The sequence below is a fragment of the Pseudonocardia sp. N23 genome (assembly GCF_002583555.1).
GTDB lineage: Bacteria > Actinomycetota > Actinomycetes > Mycobacteriales > Pseudonocardiaceae > Pseudonocardia.
The window spans coordinates 41,194-57,050 of the sequence record NZ_BEGX01000056.1 but is presented as its reverse complement, the minus strand read 5'-3'; the positions used below and the strand labels follow the sequence as shown (position 1 = coordinate 57,050).

Annotated in this window: 24 protein-coding genes and 1 tRNA gene; 14 read left to right on the top strand and 11 right to left on the bottom strand. The window is 72.8% G+C overall.

Annotated elements, in window-relative coordinates; genetic code table 11:
* Positions 1-105: 105 nt before the first annotated feature.
* Together TOK_RS16830 and TOK_RS16825 are read right to left on the bottom strand one after the other, a co-directional pair.
* Positions 106-774 (bottom strand): YdcF family protein, encoded by a 669-nt coding sequence (locus tag TOK_RS16830; protein WP_098958828.1) that lies wholly within the window; start codon positions 772-774, stop codon positions 106-108.
* A 5-nt stretch (positions 775-779) separates the two neighbouring features.
* Complete coding sequence (locus TOK_RS16825; RefSeq protein WP_098958827.1) at positions 780-1,544, bottom strand: GntR family transcriptional regulator; 765 nt, start codon at positions 1,542-1,544, stop codon at positions 780-782.
* 168 nt (positions 1,545-1,712) lie between these two features.
* Here TOK_RS16825 and TOK_RS16820 point away from each other — a divergent pair, with 168 nt between their 5' ends.
* From TOK_RS16820 to xerC, 10 genes are all read left to right on the top strand, one after another.
* Positions 1,713-2,087 (top strand): hypothetical protein, encoded by a 375-nt coding sequence (locus TOK_RS16820; protein ID WP_098958826.1) that lies wholly within the window; start codon positions 1,713-1,715, stop codon positions 2,085-2,087.
* Positions 2,084-2,320, top strand: a complete 237-nt coding sequence (locus TOK_RS16815) for a hypothetical protein (protein WP_098958825.1) — start codon at positions 2,084-2,086, stop codon at positions 2,318-2,320. The genes TOK_RS16820 and TOK_RS16815 overlap by 4 nt, the downstream gene beginning before the upstream one ends.
* Before the next feature lie 107 nt (positions 2,321-2,427).
* Positions 2,428-2,613 carry a hypothetical protein gene (locus TOK_RS16810; protein WP_098958824.1) on the top strand — a complete coding sequence of 62 codons (186 nt, stop codon included), beginning with the start codon at positions 2,428-2,430 and terminating at the stop codon, positions 2,611-2,613.
* Complete coding sequence (locus TOK_RS16805) at positions 2,604-2,804, top strand: hypothetical protein (protein WP_098958823.1); 201 nt, start codon at positions 2,604-2,606, stop codon at positions 2,802-2,804. Before TOK_RS16810 ends, TOK_RS16805 begins: the two co-directional genes overlap by 10 nt.
* 24 nt (positions 2,805-2,828) lie before the next feature.
* On the top strand, positions 2,829-4,226 hold the full coding sequence (locus tag TOK_RS16800) for an FtsK/SpoIIIE domain-containing protein (RefSeq protein WP_098958822.1): 1,398 nt from the start codon (positions 2,829-2,831) through the stop codon (positions 4,224-4,226).
* On the top strand, positions 4,226-4,441 hold the full coding sequence (locus tag TOK_RS16795) for a hypothetical protein (protein ID WP_098958837.1): 216 nt from the start codon (positions 4,226-4,228) through the stop codon (positions 4,439-4,441). The genes TOK_RS16800 and TOK_RS16795 overlap by 1 nt, the downstream gene beginning before the upstream one ends.
* Positions 4,438-5,013, top strand: coding sequence for a hypothetical protein (locus tag TOK_RS16790; protein WP_141566426.1), 576 nt, complete (start codon positions 4,438-4,440; stop codon positions 5,011-5,013). The genes TOK_RS16795 and TOK_RS16790 overlap by 4 nt, the downstream gene beginning before the upstream one ends.
* Positions 5,010-6,347: a replication initiator gene (locus TOK_RS16785; RefSeq protein WP_098958820.1), complete on the top strand. Its 1,338-nt coding sequence runs from the start codon at positions 5,010-5,012 to the stop codon at positions 6,345-6,347. Before TOK_RS16790 ends, TOK_RS16785 begins: the two co-directional genes overlap by 4 nt.
* On the top strand, positions 6,344-6,526 hold the full coding sequence (locus TOK_RS16780) for an AlpA family transcriptional regulator (RefSeq protein ID WP_098958819.1): 183 nt from the start codon (positions 6,344-6,346) through the stop codon (positions 6,524-6,526). Before TOK_RS16785 ends, TOK_RS16780 begins: the two co-directional genes overlap by 4 nt.
* Entirely contained in the window at positions 6,526-7,719 is a 1,194-nt protein-coding gene (gene xerC, locus TOK_RS16775; RefSeq protein WP_098958818.1) for a tyrosine recombinase XerC, read from the top strand. The genes TOK_RS16780 and xerC overlap by 1 nt, the downstream gene beginning before the upstream one ends.
* A 42-nt stretch (positions 7,720-7,761) precedes the next feature.
* Here xerC and TOK_RS16770 read toward each other — a convergent pair.
* Positions 7,762-7,834 (bottom strand) — tRNA-Asn (locus tag TOK_RS16770).
* Positions 7,835-7,986: 152 nt separating this feature from the next.
* On the opposite strand from TOK_RS16770, the gene TOK_RS16765 reads away from it, so the two are divergent.
* Both TOK_RS16765 and TOK_RS35395 read left to right on the top strand, forming a co-directional pair.
* Entirely contained in the window at positions 7,987-8,196 is a 210-nt protein-coding gene (locus TOK_RS16765) for a hypothetical protein (RefSeq protein WP_098958817.1), read from the top strand.
* 161 nt (positions 8,197-8,357) lie between these two features.
* Entirely contained in the window at positions 8,358-8,897 is a 540-nt protein-coding gene (locus TOK_RS35395) for an AAA family ATPase (RefSeq protein WP_374754904.1), read from the top strand.
* On the opposite strand, the gene TOK_RS16755 is transcribed toward TOK_RS35395, so the two are convergent.
* From TOK_RS16755 to TOK_RS16725, 8 genes are all read right to left on the bottom strand, one after another.
* Positions 8,822-9,580, bottom strand: a complete 759-nt coding sequence (locus TOK_RS16755) for a trans-aconitate 2-methyltransferase (protein WP_098958816.1) — start codon at positions 9,578-9,580, stop codon at positions 8,822-8,824. The two genes, TOK_RS35395 and TOK_RS16755, sit on opposite strands and share 76 nt — an antisense overlap.
* The gene (locus TOK_RS16750; protein ID WP_098958815.1) at positions 9,577-10,104 is read right to left on the bottom strand and encodes a hypothetical protein; all 528 of its coding nucleotides are present in this window, start codon (positions 10,102-10,104) and stop codon (positions 9,577-9,579) included. The genes TOK_RS16755 and TOK_RS16750 overlap by 4 nt, the downstream gene beginning before the upstream one ends.
* Positions 10,104-12,002 carry a DNA primase gene (gene dnaG / locus TOK_RS16745; RefSeq protein ID WP_098958814.1) on the bottom strand — a complete coding sequence of 633 codons (1,899 nt, stop codon included), beginning with the start codon at positions 12,000-12,002 and terminating at the stop codon, positions 10,104-10,106. Before dnaG ends, TOK_RS16750 begins: the two co-directional genes overlap by 1 nt.
* 43 nt (positions 12,003-12,045) lie before the next feature.
* Positions 12,046-12,423 (bottom strand): VOC family protein, encoded by a 378-nt coding sequence (locus tag TOK_RS16740; protein WP_098958813.1) that lies wholly within the window; start codon positions 12,421-12,423, stop codon positions 12,046-12,048.
* The gene (locus tag TOK_RS34715; RefSeq protein WP_256387979.1) at positions 12,420-12,551 is read right to left on the bottom strand and encodes a hypothetical protein; all 132 of its coding nucleotides are present in this window, start codon (positions 12,549-12,551) and stop codon (positions 12,420-12,422) included. Before TOK_RS34715 ends, TOK_RS16740 begins: the two co-directional genes overlap by 4 nt.
* 85 nt (positions 12,552-12,636) lie before the next feature.
* Positions 12,637-12,828, bottom strand: coding sequence for a hypothetical protein (locus TOK_RS16735; RefSeq protein WP_098958812.1), 192 nt, complete (start codon positions 12,826-12,828; stop codon positions 12,637-12,639).
* A gap of 70 nt (positions 12,829-12,898) precedes the next feature.
* Positions 12,899-13,333 (bottom strand): hypothetical protein, encoded by a 435-nt coding sequence (locus TOK_RS16730; protein WP_216361990.1) that lies wholly within the window; start codon positions 13,331-13,333, stop codon positions 12,899-12,901.
* Positions 13,330-14,061 (bottom strand): SDR family oxidoreductase, encoded by a 732-nt coding sequence (locus TOK_RS16725; protein ID WP_098958811.1) that lies wholly within the window; start codon positions 14,059-14,061, stop codon positions 13,330-13,332. The genes TOK_RS16730 and TOK_RS16725 overlap by 4 nt, the downstream gene beginning before the upstream one ends.
* A 102-nt stretch (positions 14,062-14,163) precedes the next feature.
* Between TOK_RS16725 and sigJ the strand changes: the two genes are divergently transcribed.
* Both sigJ and TOK_RS34145 read left to right on the top strand, forming a co-directional pair.
* Positions 14,164-15,027 (top strand): RNA polymerase sigma factor SigJ, encoded by an 864-nt coding sequence (gene sigJ / locus TOK_RS16720; RefSeq protein ID WP_098958836.1) that lies wholly within the window; start codon positions 14,164-14,166, stop codon positions 15,025-15,027.
* A 123-nt stretch (positions 15,028-15,150) separates the two neighbouring features.
* Complete coding sequence (locus tag TOK_RS34145; RefSeq protein WP_098958810.1) at positions 15,151-15,840, top strand: HNH endonuclease family protein; 690 nt, start codon at positions 15,151-15,153, stop codon at positions 15,838-15,840.
* The last annotated feature ends 17 nt before the right edge of the window (positions 15,841-15,857 follow it).

Sequence of the window (15,857 nt, the reverse complement as noted above, 5' to 3'; positions counted from 1 at the left end):
GCCGCACGCCCCGGGCAGCGCGAAGCGGCGCGACGGCGAAGCCGGCGCCTTGATACGGAGAAGAAATTGTGTACGCAGCACGTCGCAGCTGCGCGTCGGCGCTGGTCAGATGAGGCGGTCGGTGTAGCCGCGGTCGAGCAGGAGCGCCATGGCGTCGAGGACGTCGGCGGGCATCGGTTCGGGGGCGGCGAAGCCTCGATGGGCGTAGACGTCGATGCGCTGGGTGTCGCCGACGAGCATCGAGATCACCCGGCGCTCGTCACCGATGCTCGCGACATATTCGCGCAGCTCCGTTGACGCCCCGGCGGTGACGACGTCGACCTCGGGCCAGAGCTTCCGGCATGTCGCGCGCGCTCGGCGCTGCTGGTACGGCCTGCTGACGAGGGTCACTGCGTTGACGTCGTGCCCGGTAGCGGTGAGGAGGTCGCGGGTGCGGGTGATGTTCTCGCCGGTATTGGTGGCCTGGTCCTCGACGAGGATCGCGTCGGCCGGGACGCCCAGCTCGATGGCCTGCTCGCGGTAGTGCACCGCCTCGCCGCGCGGGAACCGCTCGACGGTGGTCGGGGCGTTGGCGCCGGTGAACACGATTAGCGGGAAGAGGCCGCGATGGTAGAGCTCGGCCGTCACGATGGCGACGGACAGGTCGTGACTGCCAAGGCCGATCCCGACGTCAGTACGGGTGCCGAGGCCGTTGTCGAGCCGGTGGTAGTTCCACAGGGTCTCGACGGCGTGCGCGATCTCGGGGTCGTCGAGCGCGGAACCGTTGCCGGACATGGCCGTCAGTCGGGGATGGCGAACGAGTAGGTCCAGGCGAACCGGCTGGCGGCGTGCACGCCGCGGGCAAACTCGACGCACCGGCCGTCGGCGGTGAAGGTCTGGCGCTCCAGGATCATGACCGGCTCCCCCGCGGGCAGCTCCAGCGTCTCGATCTCGTCGGGCGTGGGCATGCGGGAGTGGATCGTCTCGGTCATCGTCTGCGGTTCGAGCCCGCGCGCGGTCAGCGCCCCGAACCCGCCACCGCCGGGCACGGGCCCAGGTGCGGGGTCGACGATCGGAGTGCCCTCGACGTCCTCGGGCCGGTAGTAGCTGGCGAGCGTGTGCGTGGGCTGGCCCTCGTCCTTGACCAGACGGGCGCGCTCGTAGACCTCGGAACCTGGTTCGACGTCGAGGGCCTTCGCGGTGGCGTCGTCGGCGACGACCTTTGCGACGCTCTGGGTCTGGTCGCCGGGCTTCCACGCGACACCGGATGCCTCGCGGTCCGCGGAGAAGCCGATGATGCCGGCCTTCCACCGGCTCTTGGCGTAGCGCTCGGTGCCGAGGCGGCGCAGCCGTGGACGGGCGCGCACGACGGTCCCGCGTCGCCGGACCGGCGTCACCAGTCCTTCGGCCTCCAGCACGGACACGGCCTTGCGGACGGTGTGGATGTTGACGTCGTGGCGCGCGGCGATCTCGTCCTGCTTGGGGAGGGTCGAGCCCGGCGGGTACTCCCCAGCCTCGATCGCCGCCCGCAATGCGTCGGCGACGTCTCGATACCCGCTGGCCACGTTGTCTCCTCCCCGCTGCACGAACGCAGAGCTGCTGCGCGCGAGCAACAACGCTAGCCCTATCCCTCAGCTGTCAACCAGAGCACCGATAGAGATAGTTCTATTGACTCGCGCGTGCTACCGTGCTGCTATAGAGCTAGCTCAAACCCCCTCACGAAGGAGCACACGATGCGCGACATCCCGGTCAACCTCGGCGGCTACAAGCTCACCGTCGTCGAGCCGCCCATGCCCAAGATGCGCGAGGACGCCAACGGCGCGCAGGTGCCCGTCACCGACCGCGACGGCGCCACCCAGTTCACCGTCTCCCTGTTCGCGAAGCTGCGCGTCAAGGCCGGTGAGCGGGCCCCGAAGGGCGAGGAGATCAAGGTGACGCTCGGGACCGACCCCGGCCCGGACTTCGGCGAGGACGCCCGCGTGGAGCTGATCGACGCCCGGGTCTCGCCGTACCAGGTCGAGAGCGCCGGACGGGTCAACTCCGGGCTCGCCTGGCGGGCGATGGGCCTCAAGCACGCCCCCACCCCGGCACCGCGCGGCGACAAGTGACCCGCCCCGCTCACCTTCCCGCCGTCGTGATGTCGACGTCGGTCCACCTGTTCTCGTCCACCAGCTTCACCCCGCGCCTCTACCCGGCGGACCGTCGCGCCACCGTCCGGCTGGGTAGCCGCGACGTCGACGTCACCCTCTACGCCGACCGGGCCAACCTCGCCCGGCTGCGCGACCTGCTCGCCGAGGTCGTCGCCCAGCTCGACGCCGCGAGCGGTCCCACCGCCGCCTGACCCGCTTCTCGGGCACGGAGGTAGCCACCCCCTTTCACGAATTCCAGCAATTCCGCAGTGGCTACCCCCTGCCCGAAAACAGGTCCCGACCAGCACCAGGAGCACCGATGCGCACCTGCGAGGACTGCGCCGACACCGGTCACTGCGACCTCTGCCAGGGCTACGGCACTACGCCCGACAGCCACCCCGGCGCCGACGACAGCACCGACTGCCCCGCCTGCGACGCCACCGGCACCTGCCCCACCTGCCCGACCGACCACCTCGACCAGGAAGCGAGCCCGTCATGCGTCTGACCCACCCCCACCCGCTTCACCGCCCCCAGCGGCCCGGGTCCGGCGTCGGCCGGCTCCTGCGTCGCCTCGAGCGCGAGCGCCGCCGCTTCCTGCACTGCGACCACCGCGAGGTCCCCACCGAGCTGGCCTGGCGCTCCGGAGTCGCCGAGGGCCTGCGCCTCGCGCAGCTCGCCATCCGCAAGGGCGCCTGACCCACCCACACGAGAGGAGCCGTCATGTTCGTCGAGACCGACCACCGCACCCACCGGCCGCACCGCCGCGACCACCACACCCGCCGCCGGACCACCCGCCCGACCGGTGGTGAGTTCCGCGCGCTGGGCTGGCTCGCCCGCCACCCGCTGTTCCTGCTCGTCCCCGCCGCCGTCCTCACCACCGCGGTTCTCGTCGGATGGCTGCCCACCGTCGTCACCGTCGCGGCTCTCGTCGGGTCGGTCGCGGTCTGGGGTCGGCTGCACCCGGCCTCGTTCGACCACACCGCCGGACCCCGGCTGCGCGCCTGCTGGCGACGCTGGACCCGCTACCGCGGCCGCCGCTGGTCCGGCGTCCTCTCCGACTGCGGCCTCGCCCGGGAGAACCTCCACACCGGCCGCCTCGTCGTCCCCCGCCTGGTCCGGGTCCGCTCGTCGTCACGCTCGATCGACACCCTCTACGTCCGGCTCGCCCGCGGCCAGGACCTGCGCACCTGGGAACAGCGCACCGAAGCCCTCGCCGACGCCCTGCTCGCCCACCGCGTCGCCGTGACCCGGCTACGCCCCGGCCTGCTCGCCCTCGTCGTCGAACACACCATGCCCTTCACCCACACCATCCCCGCACCACCGATCCCCACCGACAGCACCGAGATCGACCTACGCGCCCTCGACGTCGGCGACAACGAACACGGCCGCCCCTTCCACCTGTCCGTCCTCGGCACCCACGTCCTCGTCGCCGGAGCCACCGGCGCGGGCAAGGGCTCCCTGCTGTGGGCACCGCTTCGCGCGCTCGGCCCGGCCATCCGCGACGGCCTGGTCCGGGTCCGGGTGATCGACCTCAAGGGCGGCGCCGAGACCTCCCGCGGCGTGCCGCTGTTCCACCGCTACGCCACCACCATGGACGACGCACTCACCCTGCTCACCGAGGCCCGCGACGACATGCGCGCCCGGCAGAACCACATGCGCGACAACGGCCTGCGCCACCTCGACGTCTCCGCCCAGCACCCGCTGGACCTGGTCGTCGTCGACGAGCTCGCGATGCTCACCGCCTACGGCGAACGCGCCCAGGTCCGCGACGCCCTGCGCCTGCTCGCCGAAATCCTCACCCAGGGCCGCGCCTGCCTGACCACCGTCATCGGCTACGTGCAGGAACCGTCCAAGGACGTCGTCGACGTCCGTGAGCTGTTCCCCACCCGCATCTGCCTCGGCGTCACCGCCGCCTCCCACGTCGACATGGTCCTCGGCGAGGGTGCCCGCGAACGGGGAGCGCTCGCCGACGAGATTCCCGGCGACCCCGAGCACGCGGGCATCGGGTTCGTCATCGACACCCGCTCCCGGCTGCCTGTCCGGTTCCGCGCCGCGCACGTTCTCGATGCCGAGATCGACGAGCTGGCCGAGTCCTGCGCACCGGCGGGGGTGGCGTGATGTGGGCCGTCACCGGATGGGCCGCGATCACCTGGCTCAAGCTCACCGCGGCGCTCGCGGTCGCCGTCGGGGTGTGCTGGCTGTTCCTCGGCACCGGTTCGGGCTGGTTCTGGGGCGTCACCCTCGCCGCGGTCGCGATCGAGGTTCAGGCCACCCGCGCGCTCGCCGCCGAGTGGTCGGCTGAGGCACGTCATGGCTGGTGGTGGACCCGATGACCCGCCGCCCAGCTCACCAGAGCGAATCGGCCGGCCAAGCGCTGCTGTTCGACGACGACCTCACCGACCGCGTCCTGCGCGACGCCCACGACCCCGGATACGTCCTGGTCGGGATCGCCGAGAAGGTCCACACCCGCGCGATCGGCACCCGCGCCGCCGAGTTCGCCATCCCCACCCGCCCCGACGAAGCCGCCACCGTGCACCACCTGCTCGCCGCCGGACGACTCATCCCCGGCGCCCGGGTTCCCGTCCAGCTCGACGGCCGCCCCGAACCCGAGCAGGCGACCCTCGTCGACGTCGCCGCCACCGCGACCACCGGACCCGCACCCGGGGACCGGGTCCTCGTCCACGTCGACGTCGTCCGCCCCGGCCACGGCCTGGTCACCTGCGGCGCCGCCGACTTCTCCGGCTCGATCGTCCGCCAGGACGGCACCTACCTGGTCGAGACCGAACACGGCGACGTCCTCGGCCGAGCCCGCTCCTATCGCGCAGGCGCCGAACGCCTCGCCCGCCACCACGGCTTCCGCGCCGACCCCGTCGAGATCGAACACGAACACGAGGTCTACGGATGAGCACTCACGACACCGACACCGCGCTCACCGCGCGGCTTCGAGCCTTCGACTACCCGATCTGGCGCGCCCGCATGGAAGCCACCGGCGGATGCGCCCACCCCGTCAGGCTGCGCGGCTCCTCCACCGTCACCGCCCAGGACGGGCGGGTCCTCACTCAGCGCACCGGCGAGGTCTGGGCGCCGTGCGGGAACCGGCGCGAGACCGTCTGCCCGGCCTGCTCGGACCGCTACGCCGCCAATGCCTTCCACCTCATCCGCGCCGGACTCGCGGGCGGGGAGAAGGGCGTCCCGACCACCGTCACCGACCGGCCCCGCCTGTTCCTCACCCTCACCGCGCCGTCGTTCGGGCCGGTCCACTCCCGGCGCCTCTCGACCCGCGGCCGAGTGATCCCCTGCCCGTGCGAGCGCCACCACCGCGACCACGACCCCGACCTCGGCACACCGCTGGACCCCGACACCTACGACTACACCGGGTCGGTCCTCTGGCAGGCACACGCCGGGAAGCTCTGGCATCGCTTCACCATCGCCCTGCGCCGCACCCTCGCCAACGCGCTGGGCTGGACCACCCGCGAGTTCACCGCCCGCGCCCGTCTCTCCTACGCCAAGGTCGCCGAGTACCAGCGTCGCGGGCTGGTCCACTTCCACGCCGCCATCCGCCTCGACGGCCCCGACGGACCCACCGACCCGCCGCCCTCAGGCGCCACCCACGAGCTGCTGCGCGACGCAGTCACCGCCGCCGCCCGCAGCGTCACCGTCGACGTCGACAGCCCCGACGGCGCACCGCTGACGCTGCGCTGGGGAACCCAGGTCGACGTCCGCCGGATCAACGCCCAGGCCGCCGCCGACGTCACCGACGAGACCGGCGAGATCACCGACCAGCGATTGGCCGGCTACATCGCCAAGTACGCCACCAAGGGCACCGGCAAGACCGACGACCACCCCGACCGCCCCATCCGATCCTTGACCCACCTCGACCACCTGCGCCTGCACCCCCACCACCGCCGCATCATCGAGACCGCCTGGCACCTCGGCGGCCTCGACGCCTACGCCGCGCTCAATCTCCGCAAATGGGCCCACATGCTCGGCTTCCGCGGGCACTTCCTCACCAAGAGCCGCCGCTACTCCACGACGTTCCGCGCCATCCGCCACGACCAGCGCACCTGGCGCCTCGCCGAGCACCTCGAACGACTCGGCCACCCACCCGACGAGCCCGTGATCGTCGTCAACGACTGGCACCTCGTCGGCATCGGCCACCACACCCAGACCGACCGCGAACTCGCCATCGCCCACGCCGAACGCATCCGAGAGCAGCGCACCACCAGGAGGACGACGTGAACGAGCGGCTGTGGGGTCCGAAGGACGTCGCGCAGTACCTCGACATCCCTGTCCAGACGATCTACCAGTGGCGCACCAAGAACTACGGACCTCCCGGCACGCGCATCGGCAAGCACGTCCGGTTCGTGCCCGAGGAGGTTCGCGCCTGGGTCGCCTCGTTGCGCAAGGACGTGGCGTGATGGCCCGCCCGCCGCTGCCGATCGGCACGCACGGGCAGATCAGGCTCTACCGGCTCGGTCAGCGACGGTGGCGGGCTCGCACCAAGTTCCGTGACCACGACGGTGTCGTCCGCGAGGTCGAACGCACGGGCACCAGCAGAGCCGCCGCCGAGCAGCGCCTCAAGCTGGCGCTACGGGACCGCGGACGCACCGCTCTCGCCGGTGAGATCAGCGGCGACACCAAGGTGGCCGCTCTCGGCTCGCTCTGGCTCGCCGAGATCGACCGGGCCGTCGCCCAGGGGAAGCGCTCACCCACCACCGCCCATCAGTACCGGTACCGCTTCGACCGGCACGTCAAGGCAGGGCTGGGCCAGCTCCGCGTCCGCGAGCTGACGGTCTCGCGCCTCGACCAGCTCGTCGCCGACGTCCACGATCGCTACGGGACCGCGGCGGCCAAGACCACGCGGACGGTGCTGAGCGGCATGGTCGGTCTGGCAGTCCGGCACGACGCGCTCGACCGCAACCCCGTGCGCGACGTGGGCCGGATCGAGAGTGAGACATCGTCCGCGAAGTCGCTCACGCTCGACCAGGCCCGCGAGCTGCGCGGAAAGATCGCGGCGAGCGAGAAGGCGATCGAGTGGGACGTCGTGGAGCTGACGGACTTCATGCTCGCGACCGGCCTACGGATCGGCGAGGCGTGCGCGGTCACGTGGGATGCCCTGGACCTCGACGCAGGCACCGTGGAGGTCCGTGGAACGGTCGTCCGGGTCCCGGGTACTGGGCTGGTCCTCAAGTGGCGCACCAAGAGCCGCAGTGGCTTCCGGACGTTGGAACTGCCGACGTGGGCGGTCACCATGCTCAAGGCCCGGAGAGCGCACGCCACGGCCAACGAGTGGGGCGTCGTGTTCACCGCGCCGATGGGCGGCCTACGCGACCCGTCGAACACCCAGGCCGATCTCCGGGTCGTCTTCGCGGCGGCCGGCTACTCGTGGGTGACCTCGCACGTCTACCGCAAGACCGTCGCCACGTTGATGGATGCTGCGGGGCTGAGCGCCCGGGCCGCAGCCGACCAGCTCGGCCACGCCAAGGTCTCCATGACCCAGGACAACTACTTCGGCCGGAAGGTCGCGAAGACGGGCGCCGCCGCTGTCCTGGAGGCGATCACCGCCACGCCGAAGAAGCCCCACAAAGATGGGGGTAAAGGAGGGGCGTGATCTTCATACCGGCTCGGGCTAGGCCTCTGAGCTGGGAGAAAGCTCCTCCGACTGGACTCGAACCAGTAACCCTGCGATTAACAGTCGCATGCTCTGCCAATTGAGCTACGGAGGACCGCTCTGCCGGTCGGGCGCCGCCCTTCCGACTCGCAAACTTTAGCGCACCCGTTCGGCCGCATCCCCCGGGGGGCCACGTCCGCCACGGCAACCAGCGGACCTGCGGCTGGGGCAGGATGGGGATCGACACGGACGACCTGCGGAGGCGACATGCTGATGTTCTTGTTGGGTGCGGCCGTCGGGTACGTGCTGGGGGCGCGGGCCGGGCACGAGCGCTACGACCAGCTGGTGCGGACGTACCAACGCCTCACCGACCATCCCGCCGTCCAGGGCGCGGCGGGGGTGGTGCGGGCACGGGTCGAGGAAGCCGTCACCGGCAACCGGCACGCAGACGCGTCGTCGAACGGGCGCGGCCACTGACGTCGCGCCGGGCATCGCGGGGTACACCGGGAGGTCCGGCGGTCTACCTGCGGTACGTCGAGATCGACGAAGCCGCGGTCGCGGAGGCGCTCACCCAGCCGGAGCCCGACACCCCTCGAGCCGACAGCTCGGAAACCGGCAGCCCCGACGCCGACAGCCCCGTGCCCGGCAACGCCGACGGTCCGGCGGCCGCCAGACCCGGGCCCGACAGCCCCGCCGCCGGCAACCCAGCGGCCGGCAGACCCGGGCCCGACACTCCCGCGGCCACAGACCCGGCGTCCGGCAGACCCGCCGCCGACTCCGACCCAGACCCCGCCCCAGACGACGCCGACTGTCCCGGACAGGCTGCCCCGTCGACGGGCTATCCGTTCGATCTTCCCGTCGTCGCCGCCCTGCGGGGCCGACGGCTGGAGCTCGGGGCGGGCGTGACGTTCCTGGTGGGCGAGAACGGGTCCGGAAAATCCACGCTTGTCGAGGCCATCGCCGTGGCGGCGGGTTTCAACGCCGAGGGCGGGTCGCGGTCGTTCCGGTTCTCGACGCGGTCGAGCGAGTCGGCGCTGGGCGGGGCGTTGCGGGTGGGCCGGGCGCCGGGCGGGAGCGGTCGTCGTTCTTCCTGCGCGCCGGCTCAGGATCGCTTGTGCGCCACCGCGAAGATGCGGCGGAACGGGAGCCACGTCGTGCCGTCGGGTCGCACCGGGTAGGCCTCCCGCAGCAGCGGGGCGAGCTCGGCACGGAAGTCGGCGTAGGCGTCGTCGTCGAGGGCGTCGCGGACGGGACGCAGGGCGGTGGCGGTGATCCAGGTCAGGACGGGATCGTCGCCGGTGAGTCGCTGCAGGTAGGTCGTCTCCCACACGTCCACGTCGACGTCGGGGCCGCCGAGGATCGAGGCGTAGTCGGCGGGCTCGCGCACGGCCAGCTCATCGCGCAGCGTGAGCCCGCGCCTGTCGGCGAGGTCGCGGGACAGCGCGTGCGACGGCGCTCCGAAGTTGCCGGGCACCTGCATCGCGAACCAGGCTCCGGGCGGAAGCATCTCGACCCAGCGCGCGAGCAGCTCGGGATGGGTGGGCACCCACTGCAGCACCGCGTTGGTGACGACGACGTCGGTGTCGGGGCGGGGCGTCCAGGACCCGACGTCGGTGAGTACCGCGTCGATGCCGCGCTCGCGGGCGGCGGCGACCATCTCGGGCGAGGAGTCGACGGCCTCGACGGCGGCGTCGGGCCAGCGGCGCGCGAGGACCTCGGTGAGGTGGCCGGGCCCGCACCCGAGGTCGACGACGCGGCGGGGCGCGTCGGCTCCGATCCGGGCGACCAGATCGAAGAACGGGCGGGAGCGGGCGTCGTCGAAGGTCAGGTAGAGCGCGGGGTCCCAGGTGGTGCGGCTCATGCCTGGTGCGCCTTCCTGGCCACGTCGACGGCCAGACGGCGCACCAGCTCGGCGTCGGTGCCGGGGTCGGCGCGGACCTGCAGGACGGAGCCGTCGACACCCGGGATCCTGCGCTGCAGGAACCACACGCCGCCACCGCCGGGCAGGTCGCGACGATGCCGCGACCGGATCGAGCCGGTGACGCGGGTGTGCACGGCTGCCGGGACCTTGCCCGGCTCGTCGAGGCGCAGCCGCAGCGGGGGCAGGTCGGTGAGCAGCACGACGCCGTCGGCCACCTCCTCGGTGGCCTCGGTGACGACGAGGGTGCCGTCGCCCCACACGGCCTTGCTCACGAGGTGCCAGCCGATGCGCCGTGACGACTCGCCGGGCAGCCAGATCCCCCAGGACGTGACGACGACGTGCCCACCGCCGGCGACCTCGGCGACGGCGACGACGTTCTCGTCGGGTTCGAGGGTGCCGTCGAAGTCGGCGGGGAGCCCGCCGCGTCCGGTGACGGCACGGGTGATGCGGTCGAGCAGGCCCATCAGACGGCGGCTCCCATCGCCTTGTCGCGCAACGCGATCCGGTACTGCTCCAGGGGGACGAGGTCGCCGAAGAGCTGGTGGTAGGCGTCGGCTTCCTCGACGGGGTTGGTGCGCTGCAGCCTCGCCTTGAGCTCGGCGATCTGCGACTCGACGAGCGCGAGCCGCACCCCGGCGACGACGCTGCCGACGTAGCGGGCCTCGTCGGTGAGGCCGTTGCCGTTGTTGCTGGCACGCCCGGACTTGCGGGGCAGCTGCATGGGTTCGACGGCGAGCTCGTGGACGAGCCCGCGGACCTCGGGGGTGCACTCGGTGCCGACGGCCTCGATCCACGCCTGCCCGGACATCCCGCCGCACACGCCACCGGCGGCGGCGACGGCGCGGTGCACGACGGCGAACGCGGGATGGGTGAAGGCGGCCTCGGGCAGCTCGTCGTAGGCGGGGCCGGCGACGGCGGGCTCCTGCAGGGCCGCCTTCACGGCCTCGCGCTGCAGGTGCAGCCGCGGGTCGTCCTTCGGCGGCGGGGCGACCGCGGGGGTCGACCGGCGGCCGCGGCCTGCCTCGGCGGGGGCGCCGGCGGTCTCGCGGACGCGGCGGACGACCATCGCGATGTCGTCCCAGCTGGTCCAGCCGGCGAGGCGCCGGGCGTACTCGTCGCGAAGATCCTCGCGGCGGATCCGGGCGACGAGCGGGACGCAGCGCTGCAGGGCGGCGACGCGACCCTCGGCGGTGTCGAGGTCGTGGTCGCGCAGCATGGAGCGGATCGCGAACTCGAACAGCGGTTCGCGGCGGGCGACGAGGTCACGCACCGCGGTGTCGCCGCCGGACTGGCGCAGCTCGCAGGGGTCCTGGCCGTCGGGGGCGATCGAGACGAACGTCTGCGCGGCGAAGCTCTGGTCGCCCTCGAACGCCTTGAGCGCGGCGGCCTGACCGGCGGCGTCACCGTCGAAGGTGTAGATGACCTCGCCGAGGTCGAACGAGTCGTCGCCGATGAGCCGGCGGATCACCGAGACGTGGTCGGCGCCGAAGGCCGTCCCGCAGGAGGCGACAGCCGTGGGCACGCCGGCGAGGTGCATGGCCATGACGTCGGTGTAGCCCTCGACGACGACGACCTGGCGCCGCTTCGCGATCTCGCGTTTGGCCAGGTCGAGCCCGAACAGCACCTTCGTCTTGTGGTAGACGCTGGTGTCGGAGGTGTTGAGGTACTTGGCCTCTATCTGGTCGTCGTCGAACAGCCGGCGCGCGCCGAACCCGACGACCTCACCGCCGAGGTCGCGGATCGGCCACAGCAGCCGGCGGTGGAACCGGTCGATCGGGCCGCGGCGCCCCTCCTTGGTGAGCCCGGCCTTCATCAGCTCGTCGAGGGTGAAGCCGGCGGCGAGCAGGTGCTTGGTCAGACCGTCCCAGCCGGCGGGGGCGTACCCGCAGCCGAAGGTGGCCGCGGCCGCGGAGTCGAAGCCGCGGCCGGTGAGGAACGCGATCGCGGGCGCGGCCTCCGGGCTGCGCAGCTGCTCGGCGTAGTACTCGGCTGCCTTCTTGTTGGCCTCGAGCAGCCGGGACCGGGTGCCGCGGTCGCGCTGGACCGACGAGCCTCCGCCCTCGTAGTTGAGCCGGATGCCGACCTTGTCGGCCAGCCGTTCGACGGCCTCGACGAACCCGACGACCTCGATCTTCATGACGAAGTCGATGACGCTGCCGCCTTCGCCGCAGCCGAAGCAGTGGAAGGTGCCGTGGGTGGGCCGCACGTTGAACGACGGTGACTTCTCGTCGTGGAAGGGGCACAGGCCCTTCAGCGACCCGGCGCCCGCACGGCGGAGCGCGACGTACTCGCCGACGACCTCGTCGATCCGGGCGCGGTCGCGGACCTCCACGATGTCGCTGTCCCGGATCCGCCCTGCCACGGGTCCGAGTCTATGCGGACCGGGCGCGTGCCGGTCGGACGGCTCACTTCGCGAGGACCAGGCAGAACGGGTGGCCGACCGGGTCGAGGTACACGCGGAACGTCTCGCCGGGCTGGACCCCGGCCTTGGTCGCCCCGATGCCGAGGACGAACGCCTCGCCGGCGTCGAGATCGGGGACGTCGAAGTCGAGGTGGACCTGCTGCGGGTGCTCCTGGGAGGGCCACACCGGGGCGCGGTAGCCGTCGACGACCTGGCAGGCGATCGTGACCGGGCCCTCGGCGACCAGCTCCCACCAGTCGTCCTCGGAGTCGGCGGCGACGGGCCAGCCCGTGAGCTCGGAGTAGAAGCGGACGAGGGCTTCGGCGTCGGGGCAGTCGAGCGCGACGACCGACAGGCGTGGGCGCGGGTTCGGACCGGTCATCGTCGCGACGGTAGCCGGACGGGTGCGCGTTCGTCGCGGTCGACGAGCAGCGGGACCATCGTCATCACGGCGAACAGCAGGACGGCGACGGAGACGGCGGACCAGGTCAGGAGGTCGTGGAGGGTCATCACCCCACGGTGGCCCCCGAGGCCGTGGCGCGGCTGCGAACGAGCTGGGAGCCGGCTGAGAAGCGCCGGCCAGGGGGACCGAGGGTCAGGCGGCGACGGAGTGCGGGGCGATGGCGTCGAACGACTCGGGCGCGCGCCGCGGCTGCGGGATGAGCGGGGCGTCGGCCTCGACGCGGCCGACCGCGTCGGCGTAGAGGGGCAGGGCCGCCATGGCCAGCAGCATGACGATGCCGGCGCCGCCGGCGAGGACGGTGAAGACGTCGGTCAGCATGTTCATACCCCGTCATCTCCCGCCGGGCCGCCGGTGTTACCGCATCCGGAGGCCCGACCGGCGTGTCACCGCTACATCATTCGGACGAGTGAACGGCGGGCGCCTTCGACCGCACCAGCACGACCGCGAGCACCGCCGCGACGACCACCTCGACCGCGAACCCGACCGTCTGCGCCGTCGCGTCGAGCACGGAGAAACCGTGCAGGTGGACGCTGTGGAACACGACGTGCGGGACCGTCCAGACGGCGAACACCACGAGCGTGATCGCGACGAGCCGGCGGTCCAGCCAGACCGCCGCCGCGACGAGCAGGACCGTCAGCGCGAGGCTGAGCGCGCCGACGTCGCGGACCAGGTGCTCGTTGTAGGGCGGCAGCGCCGACACCCAGTGGTGGCCGGGTGCGGGGAAGCCGTCGTAGAACGAGCGTGGCGCGGGCAGCGCCCACAGCCCGACGACGGCCTGGGTCACGCCGAGCACCAGCAGCCCGGCGCGAAGCACCACGCGCGGGGTCACGACCGCGCCAGGTACTGCTCGAAGGTCACGGTGCCGTCGGCGTGCTCCGGCGCGGTGTGCGCGCCCGAGCGGAACCCGCGGGCGATCTTGCCCGGCAGCCGCAGACCGACGACGCGGCGGCGTCTGCCCGTCGCTGCGAGCCACGCGCGGCCGAGGTCCGCCACGTCGCGCACCTGCGGGCCGCCGAGGTCGGCGACCCGGGCGGCGGCCGGCCCCACCGCCAGCTCCGCGAGGCGCGCGGCGACGTCGGTGACGTCGACGGGCTGGAACGGCGTCCCCGCCGGCACCGGCAGCACCCCGGTCCGCGAGCCGGCGGCGAACATCGTCGCGAGCAGGTCGTGGAACTGGGTGGCGCGCAGGATCGTCCACGGCAGGGGGCCGCCGGCGACGACACGTTCGGCCGCGAGCTTTCCCCGGTAGTACGGCAGCGGTACCCCCTCGATGCCGACGATCGACACGTACAGCAGGTGCGGGCGCCCGGCGCGAGCCGCGGCGTCGACGAGCGTGCGGGTGGTGTCGGCATCGCCGCGCGGGGCGGTCGCGCAGTGCACGATCACGTCGGCTCCGCGCACGGCGTCGTCGATGCCGGCGCCGGACCGCAGGTCGCCGACGTCGCGCCCCTCCCCCGCGCTGCGGCTGAGCACCCGGGGCGCCTGCCCGTCGTGACGCAGCCTCTCGACGAGCGCGCGGCCCAGCGTGCCCGTGCCCCCGGTGACGAGAATGTCCATCGGTCCTCCCTGACTCGGTCGTTCTCCCGTGGGACGAGACCGGGCCGCAGGACGTGACGGTGGCCGGGGGTGACGCTCGTCGCCCCCGGTAGCGTCGCCGTCGTGACCGCCGACGCCGTGGCCTTCGAGTCGCACCGCGCGCACCTGCTGGGCGTCGGTTACCGGATGACCGGCAGCCTGGCCGACGCCGAGGACGCCGTCCAGGAGGCGTGGCTGCGCTTCGCCGCCCAGCCCCCCGACGCGATCGACGAGCCGCGCGCGTGGCTGACGACCGTCGTCGGGCGGCTGTGCCTGGACCGGTTGCGGTCCGCGGCGGTCCGCCGCGAGCGCTACGTCGGCCCGTGGCTCCCGGAGCCGATCGTCACCACACCGGGTGCCGATGACCCGCTCGCCGTCGTCGTCCGCGACGAGGGTGTCCGGATGGCCGCGATGGTCGTGCTGGAGCGGCTCAGCCCGCCGCAGCGTGTCGCGTTCGTCCTGCACGACGCACTCGACCTGCCCTTCGGCCGCATCGCCGAGGTGCTCGACTGCTCCGAGGCCACCGCCCGCCAGCACGCCAGCCGGGCGCGGCGCATCGTCGCCGAGGCCGACGCACCCCCGCGGGCGGCCGACGCCGAGCAGCAGGCCGTGCTCGCCGCGTTCGCCGACGCGCTGGCCCGCGCCGACACCGACCGGCTCGTCGCGCTCCTGCACCCCGACGTCGTCATGCTCACCGACAGCGGCGGCAACGCCCCCGCGGCGCGGCGCCCGATCGTCGGCCCCGCCGACGTCGCACGGCTGCTGCTGGGCCTGCTGCGCAAGTACGGCGACGGGCTCGCGGCGGGCTGGTCACCCGTCCTCGTCAACGGGGAGCCGGGTGTGCGGACGGAGGCCGTCGGCAAGGCACCCGCCTCGGTCGCAGTGCTCTCGATCACGGACGGACGAATCCGGAGCGTGTTCCAGGTGGTCAACCCGGACAAGCTCTGACCCCCGGCCGGTTCACCCGGATACTCCCCCGTGTCGCTCCGGCACCGAGGGTGACCGCCGGGCGAGGATTCGCGGGTGCGAACGGTACGTGCGTGGCGACGGGTTGTTCCGGTACTGGCGGCGATGGCCGCCCTGAGTGTGGGGGCCTCGGGATGCGCGGCCCTGCAGACCGCGGGGTTCCAGGTCGCACCCGCGGATGCGCCGGCGGTAGCGGCCGCCACCGGGGACGCCGCCACCGCGCTCGCCGCGCTCCCGGTGAAGGGGCGCGCGGCGAAGACCGGCTACACCCGAGAGCAGTTCGGCCCGGCGTGGTCGGACATCGACCGCAACGGCTGCGACCAGCGCAACGACGTCCTCGCCCGGGACATGACCGGCGAGACGTTCAAGCCCGGCACCCACGACTGCGTCGTGCTCACCGGTACGCTGCACGACCCGTACACCGGCAAGGACATCGTCTTCCAGCGCGGTCAGGGCACCAGTGAGAAGGTGCAGATCGACCACGTCGTCGCGATCTCCGACGCCTGGCAGAAGGGCGCGCAGCAGCTCGACGCGCCGACCCGGAAACTGCTCGGCAACGACCCCCTCAACCTGCTCGCCGTCGACGGGCCGACCAATCAGTCCAAGGGCGACGGCGACGCCGCGACGTGGCTGCCACCGTCGAAGCCCTCCCGTTGCGACTACGTCGCCCGCCAGGTCGCGGTGAAGACGAAGTACTCGCTGTGGGTCACCGCCGCCGAACGTGACGCCATCTCCGGCGTCCTCGCCGGCTGCCCGGGGCAGCCGCTGCCGGCGGACAGCACGATCCGCCGCTGACCCGCGCCACCCGCCGG

Bases quoted from the DNA above. Each gene is read 5' to 3' on its own strand.
- TOK_RS16830 (WP_098958828.1), bottom strand. From the start codon at position 774: ATGTCCGGCAACGGTTCCGCGCTCGACGACCCCGAGATCGCGCACGCC.
- TOK_RS16820 (WP_098958826.1), top strand. From the start codon at position 1,713: ATGCGCGACATCCCGGTCAACCTCGGCGGCTACAAGCTCACCGTCGTC.
- TOK_RS16810 (WP_098958824.1), top strand. From the start codon at position 2,428: ATGCGCACCTGCGAGGACTGCGCCGACACCGGTCACTGCGACCTCTGC.
- TOK_RS16805 (WP_098958823.1), top strand. From the start codon at position 2,604: ATGCGTCTGACCCACCCCCACCCGCTTCACCGCCCCCAGCGGCCCGGG.
- TOK_RS16800 (WP_098958822.1), top strand. From the start codon at position 2,829: ATGTTCGTCGAGACCGACCACCGCACCCACCGGCCGCACCGCCGCGAC.
- TOK_RS16795 (WP_098958837.1), top strand. From the start codon at position 4,226: ATGTGGGCCGTCACCGGATGGGCCGCGATCACCTGGCTCAAGCTCACC.
- TOK_RS16790 (WP_141566426.1), top strand. From the start codon at position 4,438: ATGACCCGCCGCCCAGCTCACCAGAGCGAATCGGCCGGCCAAGCGCTG.
- TOK_RS16785 (WP_098958820.1), top strand. From the start codon at position 5,010: ATGAGCACTCACGACACCGACACCGCGCTCACCGCGCGGCTTCGAGCC.
- xerC (WP_098958818.1), top strand. From the start codon at position 6,526: ATGGCCCGCCCGCCGCTGCCGATCGGCACGCACGGGCAGATCAGGCTC.
- TOK_RS16765 (WP_098958817.1), top strand. From the start codon at position 7,987: ATGCTGATGTTCTTGTTGGGTGCGGCCGTCGGGTACGTGCTGGGGGCG.
- TOK_RS16755 (WP_098958816.1), bottom strand. From the start codon at position 9,580: ATGAGCCGCACCACCTGGGACCCCGCGCTCTACCTGACCTTCGACGAC.
- TOK_RS16750 (WP_098958815.1), bottom strand. From the start codon at position 10,104: ATGGGCCTGCTCGACCGCATCACCCGTGCCGTCACCGGACGCGGCGGG.
- TOK_RS16740 (WP_098958813.1), bottom strand. From the start codon at position 12,423: ATGACCGGTCCGAACCCGCGCCCACGCCTGTCGGTCGTCGCGCTCGAC.
- TOK_RS34715 (WP_256387979.1), bottom strand. From the start codon at position 12,551: ATGACCCTCCACGACCTCCTGACCTGGTCCGCCGTCTCCGTCGCCGTC.
- TOK_RS16735 (WP_098958812.1), bottom strand. From the start codon at position 12,828: ATGAACATGCTGACCGACGTCTTCACCGTCCTCGCCGGCGGCGCCGGC.
- TOK_RS16725 (WP_098958811.1), bottom strand. From the start codon at position 14,061: ATGGACATTCTCGTCACCGGGGGCACGGGCACGCTGGGCCGCGCGCTC.
- TOK_RS34145 (WP_098958810.1), top strand. From the start codon at position 15,151: ATGGCCGCCCTGAGTGTGGGGGCCTCGGGATGCGCGGCCCTGCAGACC.